This is a genomic window from Stenotrophomonas lacuserhaii, assembly GCF_039674585.1.
Classification (GTDB): Bacteria; Pseudomonadota; Gammaproteobacteria; order Xanthomonadales; family Xanthomonadaceae; genus Stenotrophomonas; species Stenotrophomonas pennii_A.
In genome coordinates this window covers 56,825-77,014 of record NZ_JBDJNU010000016.1, presented here as the reverse complement: position 1 = coordinate 77,014, position 20,190 = coordinate 56,825, and the positions used below count along the sequence as shown (strand labels likewise).

Below are 20,190 nucleotides of genomic sequence, written 5' to 3'. Positions count from 1 at the left end.
GGCTATGCGGGGCACGCGCAAGTACGTCCATGTAGCTCTTCGCGGCTCCTGCCGCTCAAGGCCCCGCACAGCCTCCCCGCCCGGCCCATGAGAGGTTCCGGGCGCCGCCACCCGCGTAAAGAAGAAGAAGAGCGGTAGCGCCGAAGGCAGCGGCAGGAGCCGCTGCCAACGTCGCTTGCGACGGCCCGCAGGGTGCCGGTCAGGACGACCGGCATACCCATGGTCGGCGAGCGCAGCGGGCCGTTGGCGGGAACATTCCGCCGACCATGGGTCGGCGCTACCGCAGGTCCCATGGCCACCCCGCCCCACCAACCCTCAGCCCTGCACGCTCTTGCCGTTGACGTTGCCCTGCGCGCTCAGCCCTGGCCCGCCCACAGCGGTACGTCATATACCACCATCACCCGGTTCTCTTCGGCATCGCGCTGGTAGTTGGACCGGAAGAAGCCGTTGCGCCAGCGCACCGACAGGTGCTTCAACGCTTCGCTCTGGAACGTGTAGCCGATCTCGACATCACGCTGCCACTGCCGGCCTTCGCCGCTGAACGTGGCCGGGCGCGCGTTGTCGCCCTTCACGTAGCGCAGCAGGAACTTCAGGCCCGGCAGGTCGATCTGCTTGCCGTCCAGCTGGTAACGCAGCTGCCAGCTGCGTTCGTCGCGTTCCATGAAGTCGTTGATGAAGGTCCAGTTGAAGACGTTGCCATCGGTGCCGCCAACGAACGGCATCGCCGTATCACCGTTCATGTCCTGCCACATCACCGCGAACTCCTGGCCGGCATGCTGCCACGCCACCAGCGCGTTCAGCGCGCGGTTGTCGACTACGCCGGCCAGTGCGGGGCCCACGTCATCGGACACGTAGTAGCGTACTTCCGTGCTCAGTCTGCCCAGCGCCAGCGGCTGCTTGAACGCCGCCGACGCCACCTGCTGGCGATACAGGTCACGCAGTTCACCGTGCTCGTAGTGCAGCGTGAACCGATCATCCGGCGCCCACGACGCGGTGACCAGTTCGAACCCATCGGCATCCGGCGTGCCATTGAAACGGCGACCCTTGTTGGTGAGGGTCAGGTCCACCCGCTCGGTCCCATCGCGGTACCAGGAACGGTCGTAGCGCGCATAGCCCAGCTCCACGCCGTTGTCCCACGCCGCCCCCAGCGAGGCGCCTTCGAAGGTCTGCGGCAGCAGGCGGCTGGTGTTGGATTTCAGCAGCAGGTTGGATGCGATGTGGCTGCCCACGCGCAGTTCGGCCGGGCCGGCCTTGGCCTTGCCGGTCAGCGCGATGCGGCCGAACGCCGAGCGCGCGCCATCTTCGTCGTAGGGCAGGATGCCGGTGCCGACTTCGGACTGCAGTCCATCCAGCTTGAAATCCGCCAGGCCCAGCACGTCGATGCCGAAGCCCACCACGCCCGGCGTGTAGCCGCTGCGCGCATCGAGCAGGAAGCCCTGCGCCCATTCCTCGCGCTTGCCCTGGCCGCTGCCGCTGCGGAAATCACGGTTGTAATAGAAGTTGGTCGCGGTCAGGTCCGCGCTGGCACCGGCCAGGAAACCTCCGTTTTCCGCGGCCAGTGCAGGCGCACTGGCCAGCCCGAAGGCGATCAGCATTGCATTGCGTGTGATGTTCATGGGTCCGGCCCCTCCGCCGTACACAGATGGAAAAAAGGGATCGATCAGAAGATCGCGCTGGCCGCCAGGATCAGCAGCAGCGACACCACCGAGGCCAGCGATACCGGCAGGCTCAGCGTCTTCAGCGTGCCGCGCAGGGTCATGCCGAAGGTGGTCTGCATCAGCCAGAACGTATTGCTGGTGACATGCACCAGGAACAGCGAGCCGGAGCCTGCGGCCAGGGCCACCAGCACCGGCGGCACATCCAGCGAATGCAGCGCCGGGGCCAGCATGCTGGCGGCGGTGATCGCCGAGGCGGACACCGAACCGATGGCGATGTGCAGGATGGCCGCGACCACCCACACCAGCAGCAGCGGGGCGGCCGAGTTGGCACTGAAGTAACCGGACAGGATGTCGCCCAGGCCGGTGGTGGCGACCACCGCCGACAGCGAACCGGCCACGCCGGTCAGCAGCAGGATCTGTCCGCTTTCCTTGAACGCATCGGTCACCGCGCCACTGCGGTCATGCGCGGGCACCGTGAAGCGGGCGATCACGAAGGCCAGCACCAGGCCGCAGAACAGGGCGAAGGTGGAGTTGCCCACCGCGGCCAGCGCCGGGATGTCCAGGTCCAATGCGCGGTCCAGTGCGCCGGTGGCGATCATCAGCAGCGGCACGATGATCGGCAGCAGCGACAGCTTCAGCGGCACCGCGTTGTCCTCGTCCTTGATCTCGGCGGCGACCACCGCCGGGGCCTGGTCGTCGGGCAGTTCGTCGGTTTCCGGATTCCAGAAGCCGCGACGCAGCAGGAAATGGAAGCCCCACAGGGTCAGGAACACGGTCGGTACCGCGATCGCCAGGCCGACCAGCAGCATCGTGCCCAGCTCCACGTCCAGCACCGCCGACAGCGCCAGCGCGGCCACGCCCGGCACCACCATGGTCAGTGCCAGGTAGATGCCTACGCCAACCGCGCCAGCCATCTTCGGCAGTGCGTCGCCGCCGATGCGCTTGGCCGTGGCACGGGCCAGCGGCGCGGACATCAGCAGCAGCACGTCGGTATAGATCGGCGGGAAGATCGAGGTCAGGATGGTGGCGAACGCGTAGGGCATCTGCGTGGGCTTGAAGGTGCGCACCAGCAGGCGCACCACCTGCTGGAAGGCGCCCATGCGGTGCAGGAACGCACCGATCATCACGCCGAAACCGATCAGCAGGCCGATCTTGCCCATCAGGTCGCCGAAGCCATCGGTGATGGCCTCGATGGTGGAGCCGAAGCCGAGCCCGGACGACAGCCCCAGGTACAGCGGGCCGGCGATCAGCGCGATCATCGGGTTGACCTTGAAATAGATGATCAACAGGACGATCAACAGAATGGCGAACAGCGCGTTCGCCAGCACAAACCACTCGTGCATGATTCCCTCCCAGGAATGAAGCGTTGTTGATTCCGCAGGGCGATGCCCTGCGCGATGAAGGACGAAAGGCTTACGCGGCGCGCAGCCCCGGCGGTGCGGGATGCAGGTCGGCGACGCGGCCGGCCTTGGCCACCTGGCCGGCGGTTTCATGGCCGACCAGCGCCGGTAGCCCGCGCGACAGGTCGATCAGCGCAGGCAGGTCCAACCCGGTCGGGATACCCATCTCCTCGCACATCGCCACCAGGTCTTCGGTGCAGATGTTGCCGGAGGCACCGGGTGCGAACGGGCACCCGCCGAGCCCCCCCAGCGCGGCATCGAAACGCTGTGCGCCGGCATCGTAGGCAGCCACCACGTTGGCCAGGCCCAGCCCGCGCGTGTTGTGGAAATGCAGGGTCAGCGCGTCGGTGCCGACCAGCGGCAACGCCTGCTCCACCAACGCGGCAACCTGGCGCGGATTGGCCATGCCGGTGGTGTCGGCCAGGGTGATCCCGTTGCATCCCAGGTCCAGGTAACGGCGCACCAGGTCGAGCACCTTCGCCACCGGCTGCTCGCCCTCGAACGGACAACCGAAAGCGGTCGCCACGCTGCCGTTGAGCAGCACATCGCCACGCGGCAACGCGGCAATCCGCGCAAAGCCGTCGAAGCTTTCCTCAGTGGTCATGCGCATGTTGGCCAGGTTGTGGGTCTGCCCGGCCGACATCACCAGGTTGAGTTCACCCGCACCGGCGGCCAGCGCGCGCTCGGCACCCTTCAGGTTCGGCACCAGCGCCACGTACACCGTGCCGGGCAGGCGCTGCATGCCGGCGAACACCTCGGCGGCATCGGCCAATGCCGGCACCGCTTTCGGCGAAACGAAGCTGCTGACTTCGATGCGAGCAAAGCCAAGTGCGCTGAAGGCATCGGCCAGCCGGATCTTGTCGGCGGTGGGAACGAATACCGGTTCGATCTGCAGGCCGTCGCGCAGGCAGACTTCCTGCACGATCAACGGACGGACAGTACTCATGCGGATTCTCCGGAACGGCCGCTGGCACGGGCAATGGCCGCAGCGGTCATGCCCAGTCCAGCCAGGATCTGGTCGGTGTGTTCCCCCAGTGCCGGGCCGGTCCAGTGCATCCGGCCCGGCGTGGCCGACAGCTTCGGCACGATGCCCGGCAGGGTGATCGGCTGGCCGTCGGGCAGGGTGGTTTCCAGCAGCATGCCGCGTGCGCGGTAGTGCGGATCGGCGACGATGTCGGCGGCCGAGTAGATGCGCCCGGCGGGCACGTCGGCGGCATCCAGTGCAGCCAGTACCGCATCGATGTGCAGGCCGCTGGTCCAATGGGTGATGGCCGCGTCCAGTTCGGCGTTGCGCAGCACCCGGCCCGGATTGCTGGCCAGCGCGGCATCGTCGGCCAGGTCGGGCCGGCCGATCGCGCGCATCAGGCGGCGGAAGATCGGGTCGCTGTTGCCGGCGACCACCACGAAGGCCCCATCGGCGGTGGGATAGGTGTTGGACGGGCTGATTCCAGGCAGCGCGCCGCCAGTGCGTTCACGCACCGTGCCGAACATCGCGTGTTCGGGTACCAGGCTTTCCATCAGGTTGAACACGCTTTCCACCAGCGACACGTCCACCACCTGGCCGCCGCCCTGGCCGGTCTTCACCCGTAGCAGCGCCATCAGCGCGCCCATCACTCCATGCAGCGAGGCCAACGAATCGCCCAGGCTGATGCCCACGCGCGCCGGCGGGGTGCTCGGGTCACCGGTGGTGTAGCGGATGCCACCCATCGCCTCGCCGATCGCACCGAAGCCCGGGCGGTCGCGGTACGGGCCATCCTGGCCGTAGCCGGAGATGCGCACCATGATCAGGTCCGGGTTCAGCGCGGACAGCACGTCCCAGCCCAGCCCCAGTTTTTCCAGGCCGCCGGGACGGAAATTCTCGATCACCACATCGGCGCTGGCAGCCAGCTGGCGCGCGGCGTCGGCGCCCTCGGCGGACTTCAGGTCCAATGCCACCGACTTCTTGTTGCGTGCCTGCAGCGACCACCACAGCGAGGTGTCGCCGTGCAGCTTGCGCCACTTGCGCAGCGGGTCGCCGCCTTCGGGCGACTCGATCTTGATGACGTCAGCGCCGAACTCGGCAAACAGCCGCGCGGCGAACGGGGCCGCGATCAGGGTTCCGAATTCAACAACGCGGATGCCGTGCAATGGACCGGACATCGTCAACCCTCCCAGGACTAGAGCGGCAGGGTAGGGCGCAATCACTCGGTCGCGCCATGCCTTTCTGACGAAAAACCGTTCGCGAAACGCGAACGCCTACGCCTTTGGTCGAAGGTGTTCGACCAGCTGCTGGGCGGCGGTGGAAAGGGAGCGGTCACCGCGCCAGACCAGTTTCAGTTCGCGCTGGGCCCAGCCGTCGGTCAAGGGTTCGACGTGCAGGTGCATGGCCCGGCCGAACAGTTCGTACACTGGCTCGGGCACCACGCCGATGCCCAGCCCGGCCTGCACCGTGCGGCAGATCGCATCGAAGCCGGGCACGTGGATGCGCCGCCGCAGCGGCCGGCCGGCATCGCGCGCGGCCATCTGCGAACGGGTGAAGATCGAGCTCTCCGCGTGCAGCGCGATCTGGTCGAAGGGCAGCGTATCGGCGAACGCCAGCGGCCCGCTGCCGGCCAGCGGATGGTCCGGGCGCATCAGCATCACCAGCCGGTCGCGGCGGAAGGTCACGGCGGTCAGTTCGCCCAGTTCGCCATCGCCGGAACACACGCCGATTTCCGCCCAGCCTTCCTGGATGCCGCGCACCACGCCGCCGGTGGGGCGTTCTTCCAGCTCGATGCGCAGGTCCGGATGGGTCAGGAAGAACTGCTCCAGTTCTTCCGGCAGGTAGGCCACGATGGCCGACAGGTTGGCCAGCATGCGGATATGCCCGCGGATGCCGCGACGGTACTCCAGCAGTTCCGATGACAGCGCGGAGGCGGCCAGCAGCATGCGCCGTGCGTGCTGCAGCAGGCTTTCGCCGGCCAGGGTCAGCTGCATGCCGCGCGAGTTGCGGGTGAACAGCGCAACGTCCAGTCCGCTCTCCAGGTCATTCAGGCGACGGCTGGCGGCGGAGGTGGCGATCGCCTCGCGTTCGGCCGCACGGGTCAGCGAGCCCTCCTCGGCCACCGCCACGAACAGCCGCAGGGTGGTCAGGCTGATCCGGTCGATGGACATCGGCTGGCTGATGGCGGCGGTTTCCGGTGGCGAGGAGGTCCATTGTACGGTGCAGCTCCCTGCCCCCCGCGCGCGGGGTACGCACTGAATCTGCAAGTCGGTGCGCCGATGAACGAATGAAAATAGCGGCCCCGACCAGGCGCCCAGCATGCACACCGCCCCATCCCCGGCCTGCGGCACGGCAGGCAGCGTAAACGTCATGGCGTACGTTCGGCGGGTCGTTCCCGGCCTGCGTCCGGCCGTGATAGTCAACGCACCGTCAGCGCCGCCCCCGTCCGGATCGATCATGGGCGGCCAGGCGTCGCAGGAGCTCGTCGACTGGGGCCGGCAGATCGCCGCCACCCGCGTGGTGCGCTGGGCGGACCACTGCCTTCCCGGCATCGGATGGGCGCATGACGCTTGGCAGCTGGGGCGGGCACTGGCCGACGTGCGGCGCGGCGATGTCATGCAGGCCGCGCGCCGGGTTCCGGCCGCGTTGGTACTCGGCGCTGCAGGAGACGCGCTGCTGGAGGCGTGGCCGTCATCGCGCGAAGCCTGTGCACGGCAGGAGGCGGCGGTGCTGCTCATTGCGGTGGCCGTGTGGGCGACCCGGCAACCGGACGGTCTGCGTGATGCCCCGCTTTCCTTGCCGCAGCGCGCACTGCTGGGGTCGCTCCGGGGCATCCGCATGCTGTCGGGCGCAGTGGGCGCCCTCCATCACCGCCGGCCATCGGCCCCGCCCGATGCCTGCGGTGACGGATCGTGCATTACCGCCACGCCGGGACGGACTGCGGCGGCCATCTCCCGGAACCAGACCGCCGGACCCTTCGCAGCCGGCCCGTACCTGCCTGATCCTGCGTTCGCGGGTGGCTTCGGTGTATTCCCTGCTGTGTCCGCCAGGAGCGCCAGCGGAAAAGGCGCGAAAGCGCGACCCGCACGGCCCCAAGCCCCTGCGCGCCCGGCACAGCGCCGCCTCCGTCCCGGCATCAGGATCAGCAGGAACCGCAAGCAGGATCCCGCCGCCAGCGGCCTGCCCGCACGAAAGGAAAGCGATGCGTTCCTGATCCGCGGAGCGGCGAGAAACAGCGGCGCCATGGCCGGCCAGGCCCATGCGGCCAATGCCGACAGCGCGCGGGAATCCATGACGGGCCCTCTGTCCCATTCCTCCAGCGGGGTCTTCAAGCCGCCCGATCTGGATGATGGCCGCAGGGCGGCGGCTCCAGGTGCATCCACGCAGGCGCCGACCGCTCCTGCCAGCCCCCGGACACGGCCAGGGCCGGTGCCTGCGGTACCGCCGGCGGCGTCCCGCGTCCCGCCTGCTTCTGTGATGGACAGTCCGCAATGCATGCGGTTCCATGATGTCCGCCAGACCAGCAGCCAACTGCGTGCGCAGCGTCTGCAGGACGCAGTGGCCCGGTATTGCATCCATCCCGCAGCCCGGGAGCGCTTCACCAACACCTTCCGGTTCCCCGGCGCCGAGCTGCCCGGCGCGGGCCCGCGCACCATCGCCCATCCGATCCGCGAGCGGATTCCCAAGGCCCTGCGCGGCTCTGCCATCCAGATCGTCAGGCGGCCGGGTTCCTCGCGCCTGCCGCCGCCCGGCGTGGTCGGCCATCACGCCGTGTATGCGGTGGTCACGGTCGCGCTGTTGGAAGGTCCTGTCGGCACGCCGCCCACCGACCGCGCCACGTCCCTCCTGCGCAATACGTTCCGCCTCATGGAGCACGTGGACCTGGGCGGCACGCGGCACCTGTTCATTGCCTACCTGGTCGCCCGCGAAGAGGCGGGTACCGCCGGCATCGCCACGGGTCTGCTCGACGTCGGTATCGATGAGACCGGGGCCGTGAGTGTCAGGGATGCACGGCGCGACTGGACCCTCGGTGCGCCGGATCTGGACGGCCTGGTGGCCGGGCTGCAGGACGTGAGCGGCCTGATGTTCGATCCCGGCCCGGACCACCGCCACCCGCAAGATCCCGATGCGCCGTCCCGTGTCATTCCGGAACCGGCAGCCAACCTGCGGGTGACCGAGGGAGAGCAGCGTTCAGGGATGCCGCCGCATGACCGCCTGCCCTACGACCGCACGCTCGGATTCATCAATCCGGTGGTGATTCCACGCACGGCGCACCATCCTGCGCTGGAGCTCTACGCCAACAGCTTCACGGTCACTGGAGAAAGCCTGGTCTACGCGGACGACAACCGGGTGACGGGTGTCCTGCGGTTCGGCTGCCCGACGACCGGGCAGAACGGGTCGGCGATACTGCACTGCCCGACACCGGCCGATCCCGCGTTCGCGCGCCGGTTCGGGCTGCAGCCGGGGTACGTGTACAACCTCGACGCATTGGCCGCGCAGCTCGAATCGCGCGGCATGGTCAGGGTGCCGGATCCGGGCAGCGCGGACGACGCTGCACGCCACCCCGAAGCGACGACGACCGTGCCTGGGGATGAGGACGCGACATCTGCCGGACCGGCATTGTGTGCTGCCTGTTTCACCTTCCGCGAGGGCGTCCTGCACTATCGGGATCCCCATGGACAGCGGGGGAGGCTGCAGTTCGACCGCACGCTGGAGCGGCGGGAACGCTACGTGCTGGGCGATATCGAACGCGCGGAAGACCGCGCCTTCGCGTTTGGAAACGGCTTCGACCGCCTCAGTCGGTATACCGAAGTCGAGATCGTGCAGTGGCTCGTTGGCGAGGGCTACGAGCGCGTGGCGGTTGCCGGGACGCAGGAACGTGGGGGCTGACCGGCCGCCCCGACGCCGGTCACCATCGCGGTGCCGCCGCCCTTCGGTGTAACTTGGTCACATCCGCGCCGGGGCTTCGTCCTTGTCGCATGACCATCAGCAAGGGGAAGCAAGGAAGATGTCCAGAAACCACCTGAAACTGGCCGGGGTGTTGGCCAGTGTCCTGTGTGCTGCGTGCAGTGCGCCACCTTCGGCAAGCGAAGGCGGGGCCAGCGGGCGCCACTACGGGCAGATCGAGTTCACGCCCTGCACGCTGACCGGCGCGGTCGCCGCAGCGAATGTCGAAGCGCTGTGCGGCACCTTCAGCGTGGCGGAAAATCCCGCCGCCCCGGAAGGCCGGAAGATCGACCTGCGCATCGCCTGGCTGGATGCGGACAAGGGCGCCACCGGCCTGCCGGATCCGGTGTTCTTCCTCGCCGGCGGTCCGGGCCAGGCGGCCAGCGACGTGGCGCTGCCGGTCAGTACGGCGCTGCGCCAGGTCCGCAAGCAGCGTGACATCTTCCTGATCGACCAGCGCGGCACCGGTGGTTCCAATCCGCTGACCTGCCTCGGTGCGGACGGCAAGGAACTGCCGATGGACGAGCACGCCGACCCCACCGAAGCGTACATCCAGGGCTACGCCGCGCAGTGCGCCAAGTCGCTGGAGGGCCGTGCGGATCCGCGTTTCTACACCACCTCGCAGGCCATCGATGACCTGGACGCGGTGCGCAAGGCACTCGGTGCCGGGCAGCTCAACCTGGTCGGCGGCTCCTACGGCACCCGCGTCGCCCAGCGCTATGCCGCGCGCTATCCGCAGCACGTGCGCAGCATGGTGATCGACGGCGTGGTGCCCAACGACCTGGTGGTCGGCGGAGACTTCGCCAATACCTTCGAGGACGCGATCATCCTGCAGTCCGCGCAGTGCATCAAGGACGCGGCCTGCGCCAAGCGCTTCCCGGTCAACACCCGTACCCAGCTGCGCAGCGTGCTGGACACCCTGGCCGCCGCGCCGGTGACCGTCGACTACCGCGACCCGGCCACCGCCGAGGCCCGCCAGGACGTGCTGAAGCCGGACAGCGTGCTCGGTCTCATCTTCGCCTTCTCCTACATTCCCGAGCTGTCCTCGCTGCTGCCGGTGGTGCTGGATGAAGCCGCGCAGGGGCGCTACGGTCCGCTTGCGGCGCTGACCCGCAACGCGTCGCGCGCGATGGACCTGCAGATCAGCCGGGGCATGCAGTGGTCGGTGATCTGCAGCGAAGACGCACCGCGCTTCCAGCCGGCTCCGCAGAGCGATCGCCTGCTTGGGCCCAACGTGGCGCAGATGTTCTTTTCCGCCTGCGCGGTGTGGCCGCACGACACGGCAGCCGCCGATGCCTCCACTCCGTTGAAGAGCGACCTGCCGGTGCTGCTGCTGTCCGGTGAACTGGATCCGGTCACCCCGCCGCGCTACGCCGAGCAGGTGCTGAAGGGCCTGCCCAACGGTCGCCACATCGTCGCCCGCGGGCAGGGCCACGGCAGCATCAATGCCGGCTGCATGCCGCGCGTGCTGGGCCAGTACATCGACACCGCAGACGCCAAGGCAGTGGATGCCAGCTGCCTGGATTCGCTGAGCCACGTGCCGGCGTTCACCTCGTTCAACGGATGGGAACCATGATCGTCGCAGAGGGCCTGCACAAGGCATTCAACACCAGGACCGGCCGCATCCAGGCGGTGCAGGACGTCAGCTTCCGTGCCGAAGACGGGCGCATCACCGGGCTGCTTGGACCGAACGGCGCCGGCAAGACCACCACCCTGCGCATGTTGTACACGCTGATGAGCCCGGACCAGGGCCGGGTCACCGTGGATGGCATCGACGCGAACGTGGACGCCACCGGCGTACGCCGCCGGCTGGGCGTGCTGCCCGACGCGCGGGGGGTCTACAAGCGGCTCACCGCGCGCGAGAACATCGCCTACTTCGGCGAGCTGCACGGACTGGACGCGGGCACCATCGCCCAGCGCACCGAAGCGCTGTCGCGGGCACTGGACATGGCCGACATCCTGGACCGCCAGACCGATGGCTTTTCGCAGGGCCAGCGCACCAAGACCGCGATTGCCCGCGCGCTGGTGCATGACCCCCGCAACGTGATCCTGGACGAGCCGACCAACGGCCTGGACGTGATGACCACGCGCGCGATGCGCCGCTTCCTGCATGGCCTGCGCGACGAAGGCCGCTGCGTGATCTTCTCCAGCCACATCATGCAGGAGGTCGCCGCGCTGTGCGACCACATCGTGATCGTCGCCAAGGGCACGGTGATGGCCGCCGGCAGCGCCGACGAACTGCGCGAGCAGGCCGGCGAGAGCAACCTCGAAGACGCCTTCGTCAAACTGATCGGCACCGAAGAGGGCCTGCACGCATGAGCATCATGTCCACGTTGTTCACCGTGATGCGCAAGGAACTGCGCGACCTCTCGCGTGACCGCCGCACCTTGGCGCTGACCCTGCTGATGGGGCCGCTGCTGTATCCGATCCTGATCCTGGGCATGGGCAAGCTGGCCGAAAGCCGGGTCAAGTCGCAGATCGAGCAGCCGCTGGAAATCCCGACCATCGGCGCGGAGAACGCTCCGAACCTGGTGCGCTTCCTGGCCGCGCAGGGCCTCAACGCGACCCCCGCGCCGAAGGACCTCAACCAGGCGATCAGTGACCAGCGCATCGACGTGGCGCTGCGCATCAGCGAGGCGTTCGACGAACGCTGGCGCGATGGCCGGCCGGCCCTGGTGGAGATCCTGCAGGACAGCACCCGGCGCGCCGCCGACGTGCCCACCGCCCGGTTGAAGGCGGCCCTGCAGACCTACAACGGCCAGGTCGGTTCGTTGCGGCTGATGGCACGCGGCATCGACGCGCAGGTCGCCCGCCCGCTGGACGTGGCGACCCAGGACCTGGCATCGGCCGAGGCCAAGCAGGGCATGATGCTGTCGATGCTGCTGCCGCTGCTGCTGACCATCACCTCGTTCCTGGGCGGCGCCTACCTGGTGATGGACACCACCGCCGGCGAACGCGAACGGCAGTCGCTGGAGCCGTTGCTGGCCACCCCGGCCAAGCGCAGTGCCATCGTCAGCGGCAAGATCGCCGCCGCCTGCGCGGTGGGTATCGCCTCGCTGGTGCTGACCCTGGTGGCGTTCAAGCTCAGCGCGCAGCTGTCGGACAGCAGCGTCGGCCGCCAGCTCAACATGGGCTTGGGTTCGATGCTGCAGATGCTGCTGGTGATGCTGCCGATGCTGTTGATCGGCACTTCGCTGCTGACCTTCCTGTCGGCCGCTTCCAAGAGCATGAAGGAAGCCCAGAGCCACATGACCTGGCTGATGCTGCTGCCGATGCTGCCCAGCTACGCGCTGCTGGTGTATCCGCTGAAGAGCGTGGTGTGGCAGTACGCCATCCCGTTCCTGTCGCAGAACCAGATGCTGCTGAAGGTGATCCGCCACGAGCACATCAGCCCGACCATCTGGGTGATCTACCTCGGCGCCAACCTCGGCCTGGCGGCCCTGCTGTGGTACGCCGCGATCCACCGCTACCGCCAGGAACGCCTCGCGATCTCCGGCTGAGCAAAAGGGGACGGAGGGGATTAAGTCGTTTTCGACTCGCCTCCCGGTCCCCTCATTGTGTCTAGCTGCCCGCCTTGCGCGGGCGGCCCCGCGGCCGTGCCGCTACGGGGCGCCCCAGGGTTTCAGCCAGCATTTCCAGGAAGCGCGCACTGCCCAGCGGGCACTGTGTCCTGCCATGTTCGCGGATCGCCGGCGCCTCCGCGCTGGCGTGACGATGATCGCGCAGGAACGCCCGGTAGCCGATACGGCGTTGCGCGGGGGTGCCACCCAGCATCAGCAGGGCGGGATGGGGGGTCAGCAACGGGTCACGGCGCTGGCCCAGGTTGCCGTGCACGCTGGACCACGCAGCCTGCTCAGGGGTGGCCACCAGGCCGGCGCGCACCGGATTGAGTTCGATGTAGCGGCAGACCGCCAGCAAGTAGGCGTCGTTGTCGACCATGCTGGAATGGAAGCGACCCTGCCAAAGCGGACCGGATCGACCGTGCCGCTGGTTGAACGCCTGCACGTAGCCCGTACCGAGCGCCCGCATCGCATGGGCCAGGCCACCGGCGGTCTTCGGCGTAGCCAGCAGATGCACATGGTTGTCCATCAGCACATACGCGTGCAGTGCAACGTCATGCTTGACGAAGGCCTTGTGCAGCACGCGCAGGAAATGGTCGCGGTCCAGATCGTCGGCGAATATCGCGCCTTTGTTGACGCCGCGCTGGACGACGTGGAACGGCAGGCCTGGCACCAGCAGGCGGGCATGGCGGGGCATGGCGCGGGCTTCCATATGGGGTGGAAGCCCAGCCTGCGGGGCGAGGACGCGCGGTGTTATCAGGCCACATCGTGCCACGCTGTGGCAGCAAGGCACGTGGTGGGGAAATCGAGGGGATTACGACTTAATCCCCTCCGTCCCCTTTTTCAGCCGCCGGGGCTGAAGGCCAGCGTGCGGCGGGTGGTGACCGGTGCGGCGACCGGTTCGAAGCGCCAGCGCTTCACGGCGGCCAGGGCTTCGCGGTCGAAGGTGCGGGCCGGGGTGGCGCGCAGCACGCGGGCGCTGGTGACCGAGCCGTCGGTGCCGACGGTGATCTCCACCAGCACTTCGCCGGAGGTATTGGAACGCAGCGCGTCGGCCGGGTAGCGCGGGGCCGGGGTGCTGACCGGACGCAGGGTGGGCGCTACGGTCTGGCGTGCGGCGGCAGCGGCGGCGGCCTGTGCGGCGGCCTGCTGCTGGCGCTGTTCTGCTTCACGGCGGGCGGCGGCCTGGCGTTCGGCATCCTGCGCGGCCGGCGCGGGTGCGGCCGCGGCCGGGGTGGCAGCGGCCTGCTGCGAGGCGATCTGCTGCGCCGCGGCGGCTTCGCGGGTGCGCTGCTCGGCCAGCTTCTGCTGTTCGGCCAACTGCTTGGTCTTGGCCTCGGCTTCGCGCTTGACCCGCTCGGTTTCTTCGGTGGTGCGCAGCGCGGCCACTTCCACGCCACGGGTGATGCCCTGCTTCAGGCGCGGCAATGCCGGCGCCTTCGGGTCCACTTTCTCGATCAGCGCGATCAGCCGCTGGCCTTCCTCGAAGTCCTCGCGCGCCATGTTCTGTTCGGCGGCGATCAGCGTGTACGGCAGCAGGTCGGTCAGCGCGCTTTTCACCGACGCATCGTCCGGGGTCTTGTCGCGCAGCGCCAGGTAGTACTCGATCGCATTGTCGCCGGCGGGAGCGTACATGCGGTTGTCGCGCAGTGCCTGGCTGGCCGCTTCGCGCAGTTCCTCGCTGCCCATCGCCTGCACCTTGCTGGACACGGCCGGTTCGGCGGCGGGCGCGGTGGTGGCAGGCGCAGCGGCGGCGGGCTTGGCATCGGCAGCGGGTGCGGCGGTCTCGTCCTTGCCTGAACAGGCGGCGAGGCCGATCAGCAGGACGGCAGGCGCCAGCAGGCGCGCACGAACAACGACGGATTTCCTGGCGTACGACATCCTGTTTCCCCCTTTGAAACGACGATACGAAAGACCTGGCAATGGTCCCAGGCACGAGCCTGCGGCGTTTCCCGACGCCGTAGGCAGATACTGTCAGCTGTGCAATCTAGCATCCCCCGGGGGGGAAGGGCAGGGGCGGATCAGCCACCCCTGCCACGGGTCAATGCGCGTCCCTGGCGGTGCTGCTGCTGCCGCCCATCAGCTTGTCGGTCCAGGCGATGCCGATCGCCGACAGGATGAATACGGCATGGATGATGGTCTGCCACAACACCCCGGTGGAGGTCAGCGTGGCGCACTTGGCAGCGCCGGCATTGGCGGCCGAGGCGGCAGCGTTCATCAGTTCCGGCGGGCACAGCGGCAGGCCGTCCAGCGCGCCGGCGGCGATGAAGGTCTTCAGCAGGTGGATCGAGGAAATGCCGATGATCGACAGCGCCAGCTTCACCTTCAGCACGCTGGCGTTGACGTGGCTCAGCCATTCCGGCTGGTCCGGGTGGCCTTCCAGGCGCAGGCGCGAGACGAAGGTTTCATAGCCACCCACGATCACCATCACCAGCAGGTTGGAGATCATCACCACGTCGATCAGCCCCAGCACGATCAGCATGATCTGCTGCTCGCCCAGGTTGCTGGCATCCATGATCAGGTGCCACAGCTCCTTGCCGAACAGGTAGACGTAGACGCCCTGGGCGACGATCAGGCCCAGGTACAGCGGCAGCTGCAGCCAGCGCGAGGCGAAGATCAGGGTGGACAGGGGATTCGGGCGATGCGGAGGGGTCATGGACGGCATGCTGCGTTGCAGGAAAGGGCGCAGAGTACTGGTCCAACGGGACAGTGCCAAGCGGGTCCACCTACTACACTCGCAGCACATCCCCGATGAGTGACCCGCCATGATCGATCTGTATTACTGGCCCACCCCGAACGGCCATAAGGTGACCTTGTTCCTGGAAGAGGCCGGGCTGGAGTACCGCATCCATCCGGTCAACATCGGCACCGGCGACCAGTTCAAGCCGGAATTCCTCGCCATCTCGCCCAACAACAAGATGCCGGCGATCCTCGACCCGACCCCGGCTGGCGGTGGCGCGCCGCTGAGCGTGTTCGAGTCCGGCGCGATCCTGTTGTACCTGGCCGAAAAGACCGGCAGCTTCCTGTCCCGCGACCCGCGCGAGCGTGTGGAAACCCTGGAATGGCTGTTCTGGCAGATGGCCGGGCTGGGCCCGATGAGCGGGCAGATGGGCCATTTCAACGTGTATGCGCCGGAGAAAATCCCGTATGCCATCGAACGCTATGGCAACGAAGTCAGCCGCCTGCACGGGGTGATGGACAAGCGCCTGGCCGAGCACGAATGGCTGGCCGGCAGCGCGTACAGCATCGCCGACATGGCCAGCTATCCGTGGATCGGGGCGTACGACAAACTGCCGCCGGACTTCGCCGCGTTCCCGAACCTGCAGCGCTGGCACCAGGCGATCGCCGCGCGGCCGGCCACCCAACGCGCGTACGCGCTGCGCCAGCAGGTCAATCCGGATGCCGGCAAGCCGCTCAGCGATGAAGAACGCAAGCACCTGTTCGGCAAGCGCTGAAGCCCGACCACGCCCGGTGCTTCCGCGCATGCGGTGGCGCCGGGTTAGGATTGGGGCAGCCGTATACCGGAACCTTTCATGCGCCACCTGTTCGCTGCCCTTGCCCTGATGCTCGCTACCGCCACCACCGCCCACGCTGAAAAACTCACCCTGGAAGCCATCACCGGCGCGTTGCCGCTGTCCGGCCCGACGTTGATGAAGCCCAAGGTGGCGCCCGATGGATCGCAGGTCAGCTTCCTGCGCGGCAAGGACAGCGACCGCAACCAGCTGGACCTGTGGACCTACGATATCGCCAGCGCGCAGACCCGCCTGCTGGTCGATTCCAAGGTCGTCCTGCCCGGCACCGAAACGCTGAGCGATGCAGAAAAGGCACGCCGCGAGCGCCAGCGCATCGCGGCCATGACCGGCATCGTGGATTACCAGTGGTCGCCGGATGCGCGCAGCCTGCTGTTCCCGCTCGGTGGCGAACTGTATCTGTACGACCTGGGCAAGCAGGGCACCGCCGCCGTGCGCCAGCTGACCCACGGCGAGGGCTTCGCCACCGATGCCAAGCTGTCCCCGCGCGGTGGCTTCGTCAGCTTCATCCGCGCCCGCAACCTGTGGGTGATCGACCTGGCCAGTGGCGAGCAGCGCCAGTTGACCCGAGACGGCAGCGCGACCATCGGCAACGGCGTGGCCGAGTTCGTGGCCGACGAGGAAATGGACCGCCACACCGGTTACTGGTGGGCGCCGGATGACTCGGCGATCGCCTTCGCCCGCATCGACGAAAGTCCGGTGCCGGTGCAGAAGCGCTACGAGGTCTACCCGGATCGCACCGATGTCATCGAACAGCGTTACCCGGCCGCCGGCGATGCCAACGTGCGCGTGCAGCTGGGCGTTATCGCGCCGGCGCTGGACGCACAGCCGCGCTGGATCGACCTCGGCAAGGAGGCGGACATCTACCTGGCGCGCGTCGACTGGCGCGATCCGCAGCACCTCGGCTTCCAGCGCCAGAGCCGCGACCAGCGCCAGCTGGAGCTGGTGGAAACCAGCCTGGCCGACGGCCGCCAACGCGTGCTCGTCCGTGAGACCAGCAAGACCTGGGTGCCGCTGCACAACAGCCTGCGTTTCCTCGATGACGGCAGCCTGCTGTGGTCGTCCGAACGTACCGGTTTCGAGCATCTGTACCGCATCGACAAGGCCGGCAAGGCGCACGCGCTGACCACCGGCGCGTGGCCGGTGGATGAGCTGCTGGCCGTGGATGAAAAGGCCGGGCTGGTGTTCTTCCGTGCGGGCATGGAATCGGCGCGCGAGAGTCATATCTACAGCGTGCCGCTGCAGGGTGGCACGCCCAGGAAACTGTCGCCGTCCGCGGGCATGCACACGGCCAGCTTTGCACGCAACGCCAGCGTCTACGTGGACAGCTGGTCGAACACCAGCACGCCGCCGCAGATCGAACTGTTCCGCGCCAACGGCGAGAAGATCGCCACCCTGGTGGAGAACAACCTGGCCGATCCGGCGCATCCCTATGCGCGCTACCGGGATGCACAGCTGCCGGTGGAGTTCGGCACGCTGACCGCCGCCGATGGCCGCACGCCGCTGAACTACAGCGTGATCAAGCCGGCTGGCTTCGATGCCGCCAAACGCTATCCGGTGGCGGTGTACGTGTACGGCGGCCCCGCTTCGCAGACCGTTACCAACGCTTGGCCGGGTCGCGGCGATCACCTGTTCAACCAGTACCTGGCGCAGCAGGGCTACGTGGTGTTTTCGCTGGACAACCGCGGTACCCCGCGCCGTGGCCGCGACTTCGGCGGCGCGTTGTATGGCAGGCAGGGCACGGTGGAAGTGGCCGACCAGCTGCGTGGCGTGGAATGGCTGCAGCAGCAGCCGTGGGTGGACCCGGCGAGGATCGGTGTGCAGGGTTGGTCGAACGGCGGCTACATGACCCTGATGCTGCTGGCCAAGGCGTCCAACCGCTATGCCTGCGGCGTGGCCGGTGCACCGGTCACCGACTGGGGCCTGTATGACACCCATTACACCGAACGCTACATGGACCTGCCCGCGCGCAATGAAAGCGGCTACACCGAAGCACGCGTGCTGACCCATATCGAGGGCCTGCGTTCGCGCCTGCTGCTGATCCACGGCATGGCCGACGACAACGTGCTGTTCAGCAATTCCACGGTGCTGATGAGCGCACTGCAGAAGCGCGGCCAGCCGTTCGAACTGATGACCTACCCGGGCGCCAAGCACGGCCTGTCCGGGGCCGATGCACTGCACCGTTATCGCATTGCAGAGGATTTCCTCGGCCGCTGCCTGAAGCCCTGATCACCCGGCATGAGCTGCCGCCCGTCCCCGTGACCTCCGGCGCATTGCCGCCCCGGCCATGAATGCGTAGGGTGCTGGCATTGCCCGCATCCTGGAGTGTGTGATGAAGCCACTTGTCCTTGCCATTGCCCTCGCGTTGGGTGCCGCCCCGCTGCTGTCCACCGCCCCGGCCCATGCGGCCCCGGCCGCCGCGTCCAAGAAGCCCGCCGCGGCCCCGGCCTGGGTGGCGCGCAGCAACCAGCTGGCGCAGATCCTGCTGGATGCGCAGGGTCCGTTCCAGCCGGAAAGCACCGGCTTCTTCGGCGTGCCCGGCTACGACGACAAGGTCGCCGACCTCGGCCCGGACAACGCCAAGCGCTATCGCGAGGCGATGACCAGGGCACGCGGTGAACTGCAGGCCAAGCTGGCCAGCGAGAAGGACCCCAACGTCCGCCAGGACCTGGAGATCATGATCGGTGCGGCGAGCGAGAGCATCGAAGGCAGCACGCTGGGCGAGCAGTACTTCCTGCCGTGGAGCGACGCCCCGCAGACCGTCTTCAGCGGTCTCAACCTGCTGCTGTCCGACCAGGTGCCGGCCGAGCGCCGCGCCAAGGCGGTGGATCGCCTGAAGGCCTATGCCGGGCTGCAGCCGGGCGGTACGCCGCTGACCACGCTGGCCCGCCAGCGTTACGAAGAACGCCTGTCCAACAGTGCGCTGCTGCAGCCGACGAAGATCGAAGTGCAGCAGTCGCTGGACAACGTGGAGACCTACATCAGCGGCATCGAATCGCTGCTGCGGAAGTACAAGGTCGCCGGTGCCGACGAGGCGATGAAGACCCTCGCCGGGCAGCTGAAGGACTACGCGGCGTGGACGCGCAGCACGGTGCTGCCGAAGGCGCGCGAAGACACCCGCCTGCCCGCGCCGGTGTATGCCTACCAGCTCAAGCAGGTCGGCATCGACATCGACCCGAAACTGCTGATGCAGCGCGCCCAGCTGGAGTTCATGGAAACCCGTTCGGCGATGCGCCAGCTGGCGCCGCTGGTGGTGCAGGCCAAGGGCCTGAAGGTCAGCGACCCGACCGATCCGGTCGCGGTGATCCGCGCGCTGAAGAAGGAAACCATCGCCAACGACCAGCTGGAAGGCCATTACCGCAAGGTCATCGATGCGATCGATCCGCTGATCCACGAACACCAGATCGTCGATGTGCCGCAGCGCGCGATGCAGATGCGGCTGGGTTCGGCTGCGGAAAGCGCGGCCAGCCCGGCCCCGCATTTCCTGCCGGCGCCGCTCGTCAACAATACCGGGCAGCAGGGCACCTTCGTGCTGCCGCTGGGCAACCCGGCGGCCGGCGAAGGCGCGCAGTACGATGATTTCAACTTCGGTTCCGCCGCCTGGACGCTGAGCGCGCACGAAGGCCGTCCCGGCCACGAGCTGCAGTTCACCGCGATGGTCGAGCGCGGTGTCTCGCTGGCGCGCACGATGTTCGCGTTCAATTCGGTCAACGTCGAAGGCTGGGCGCTGTATGCCGAAGCGGAAATGGTGCCCTACGAACCGCTGGACGGCCAGCTGATCGCGCTGCAGTTCCGCCTGCTGCGCGCCGCGCGCGCGATGCTGGACCCGATGCTCAACCTGGGCCTGATCGAACGCGCCGACGCCGAGCGCGTTCTGATCGACGAAGTGAGCCTGTCCAAGGCGATGGCCACCCAGGAACTGGACCGCTACACCGTGCGCATGCCCGGCCAGGCCGGCAGCTACTTCTACGGCTACACCCGCATCCTGGAACTGCGCATGCAGACCGAGCTGGCGCTGGGCACGAAGTTCGACCGCAAGGCCTTCAACAACTTCCTGCTGGACCAGGGCCTGCTGCCGCCGGACCAGCTGGCCAAGGCGGTGAACGAAGTCTTCATCCCGAAATACCGCTGACC

The 20,190-nt window shown here is 68.0% G+C and carries 15 protein-coding genes; 7 read left to right on the top strand and 8 right to left on the bottom strand.

What is annotated here, in order from left to right:
• Positions 1-356 precede the first annotated feature (356 nt).
• The 5 genes from ABE522_RS08695 to ABE522_RS08675 form a co-directional block, all read right to left on the bottom strand.
• Positions 357-1,616 (bottom strand): OprD family outer membrane porin, encoded by a 1,260-nt coding sequence (locus ABE522_RS08695; protein ID WP_346591348.1) that lies wholly within the window; start codon positions 1,614-1,616, stop codon positions 357-359.
• Between the two features lie 44 nt (positions 1,617-1,660).
• Positions 1,661-3,001, bottom strand: coding sequence for a GntP family permease (locus ABE522_RS08690; protein ID WP_346591347.1), 1,341 nt, complete (start codon positions 2,999-3,001; stop codon positions 1,661-1,663).
• Positions 3,002-3,071: 70 nt separating this feature from the next.
• On the bottom strand, positions 3,072-4,004 hold the full coding sequence (locus ABE522_RS08685; RefSeq protein ID WP_346591346.1) for a hydroxymethylglutaryl-CoA lyase: 933 nt from the start codon (positions 4,002-4,004) through the stop codon (positions 3,072-3,074).
• Positions 4,001-5,197 (bottom strand): CaiB/BaiF CoA transferase family protein, encoded by a 1,197-nt coding sequence (locus ABE522_RS08680; RefSeq protein WP_346591345.1) that lies wholly within the window; start codon positions 5,195-5,197, stop codon positions 4,001-4,003. The genes ABE522_RS08685 and ABE522_RS08680 overlap by 4 nt, the downstream gene beginning before the upstream one ends.
• A gap of 96 nt (positions 5,198-5,293) precedes the next feature.
• A complete protein-coding gene (locus ABE522_RS08675) occupies positions 5,294-6,190 on the bottom strand; it encodes a LysR family transcriptional regulator (protein WP_346591344.1) in 897 nt (298 codons plus the stop codon).
• 286 nt (positions 6,191-6,476) lie between these two features.
• Here ABE522_RS08675 and ABE522_RS08670 point away from each other — a divergent pair, with 286 nt between their 5' ends.
• The 4 genes from ABE522_RS08670 (at position 6,477) to ABE522_RS08655 (ending at position 12,466) form a co-directional block, all read left to right on the top strand.
• On the top strand, positions 6,477-8,909 hold the full coding sequence (locus tag ABE522_RS08670; protein WP_346591343.1) for a hypothetical protein: 2,433 nt from the start codon (positions 6,477-6,479) through the stop codon (positions 8,907-8,909).
• 118 nt (positions 8,910-9,027) lie between these two features.
• A complete protein-coding gene (locus tag ABE522_RS08665; protein ID WP_346591342.1) occupies positions 9,028-10,542 on the top strand; it encodes an alpha/beta fold hydrolase in 1,515 nt (504 codons plus the stop codon).
• Complete coding sequence (locus ABE522_RS08660; RefSeq protein WP_346591341.1) at positions 10,539-11,285, top strand: ABC transporter ATP-binding protein; 747 nt, start codon at positions 10,539-10,541, stop codon at positions 11,283-11,285. Before ABE522_RS08665 ends, ABE522_RS08660 begins: the two co-directional genes overlap by 4 nt.
• Positions 11,282-12,466 (top strand): ABC transporter permease, encoded by a 1,185-nt coding sequence (locus ABE522_RS08655; protein ID WP_346591340.1) that lies wholly within the window; start codon positions 11,282-11,284, stop codon positions 12,464-12,466. Before ABE522_RS08660 ends, ABE522_RS08655 begins: the two co-directional genes overlap by 4 nt.
• Positions 12,467-12,527: 61 nt before the next feature.
• Here ABE522_RS08655 and ABE522_RS08650 read toward each other — a convergent pair whose 3' ends face one another.
• The 3 genes from ABE522_RS08650 to ABE522_RS08640 form a co-directional block, all read right to left on the bottom strand.
• Positions 12,528-13,223: a transposase gene (locus tag ABE522_RS08650; RefSeq protein WP_346591339.1), complete on the bottom strand. Its 696-nt coding sequence runs from the start codon at positions 13,221-13,223 to the stop codon at positions 12,528-12,530.
• Between the two features lie 146 nt (positions 13,224-13,369).
• The gene (locus tag ABE522_RS08645) at positions 13,370-14,407 is read right to left on the bottom strand and encodes an energy transducer TonB (protein ID WP_346591338.1); all 1,038 of its coding nucleotides are present in this window, start codon (positions 14,405-14,407) and stop codon (positions 13,370-13,372) included.
• 160 nt (positions 14,408-14,567) lie between these two features.
• A complete protein-coding gene (locus tag ABE522_RS08640; protein ID WP_346591337.1) occupies positions 14,568-15,182 on the bottom strand; it encodes a TIGR00645 family protein in 615 nt (204 codons plus the stop codon).
• 109 nt (positions 15,183-15,291) lie between these two features.
• On the opposite strand from ABE522_RS08640, the gene ABE522_RS08635 reads away from it, so the two are divergent.
• The 3 genes from ABE522_RS08635 (at position 15,292) to ABE522_RS08625 (ending at position 20,188) form a co-directional block, all read left to right on the top strand.
• Positions 15,292-15,981 (top strand): glutathione binding-like protein, encoded by a 690-nt coding sequence (locus ABE522_RS08635; RefSeq protein ID WP_101099372.1) that lies wholly within the window; start codon positions 15,292-15,294, stop codon positions 15,979-15,981.
• A 78-nt stretch (positions 15,982-16,059) separates the two neighbouring features.
• Positions 16,060-18,285: a S9 family peptidase gene (locus ABE522_RS08630; protein ID WP_346591336.1), complete on the top strand. Its 2,226-nt coding sequence runs from the start codon at positions 16,060-16,062 to the stop codon at positions 18,283-18,285.
• A 103-nt stretch (positions 18,286-18,388) separates the two neighbouring features.
• Complete coding sequence (locus tag ABE522_RS08625; RefSeq protein ID WP_346591335.1) at positions 18,389-20,188, top strand: DUF885 domain-containing protein; 1,800 nt, start codon at positions 18,389-18,391, stop codon at positions 20,186-20,188.
• Positions 20,189-20,190 lie beyond the last annotated feature (2 nt).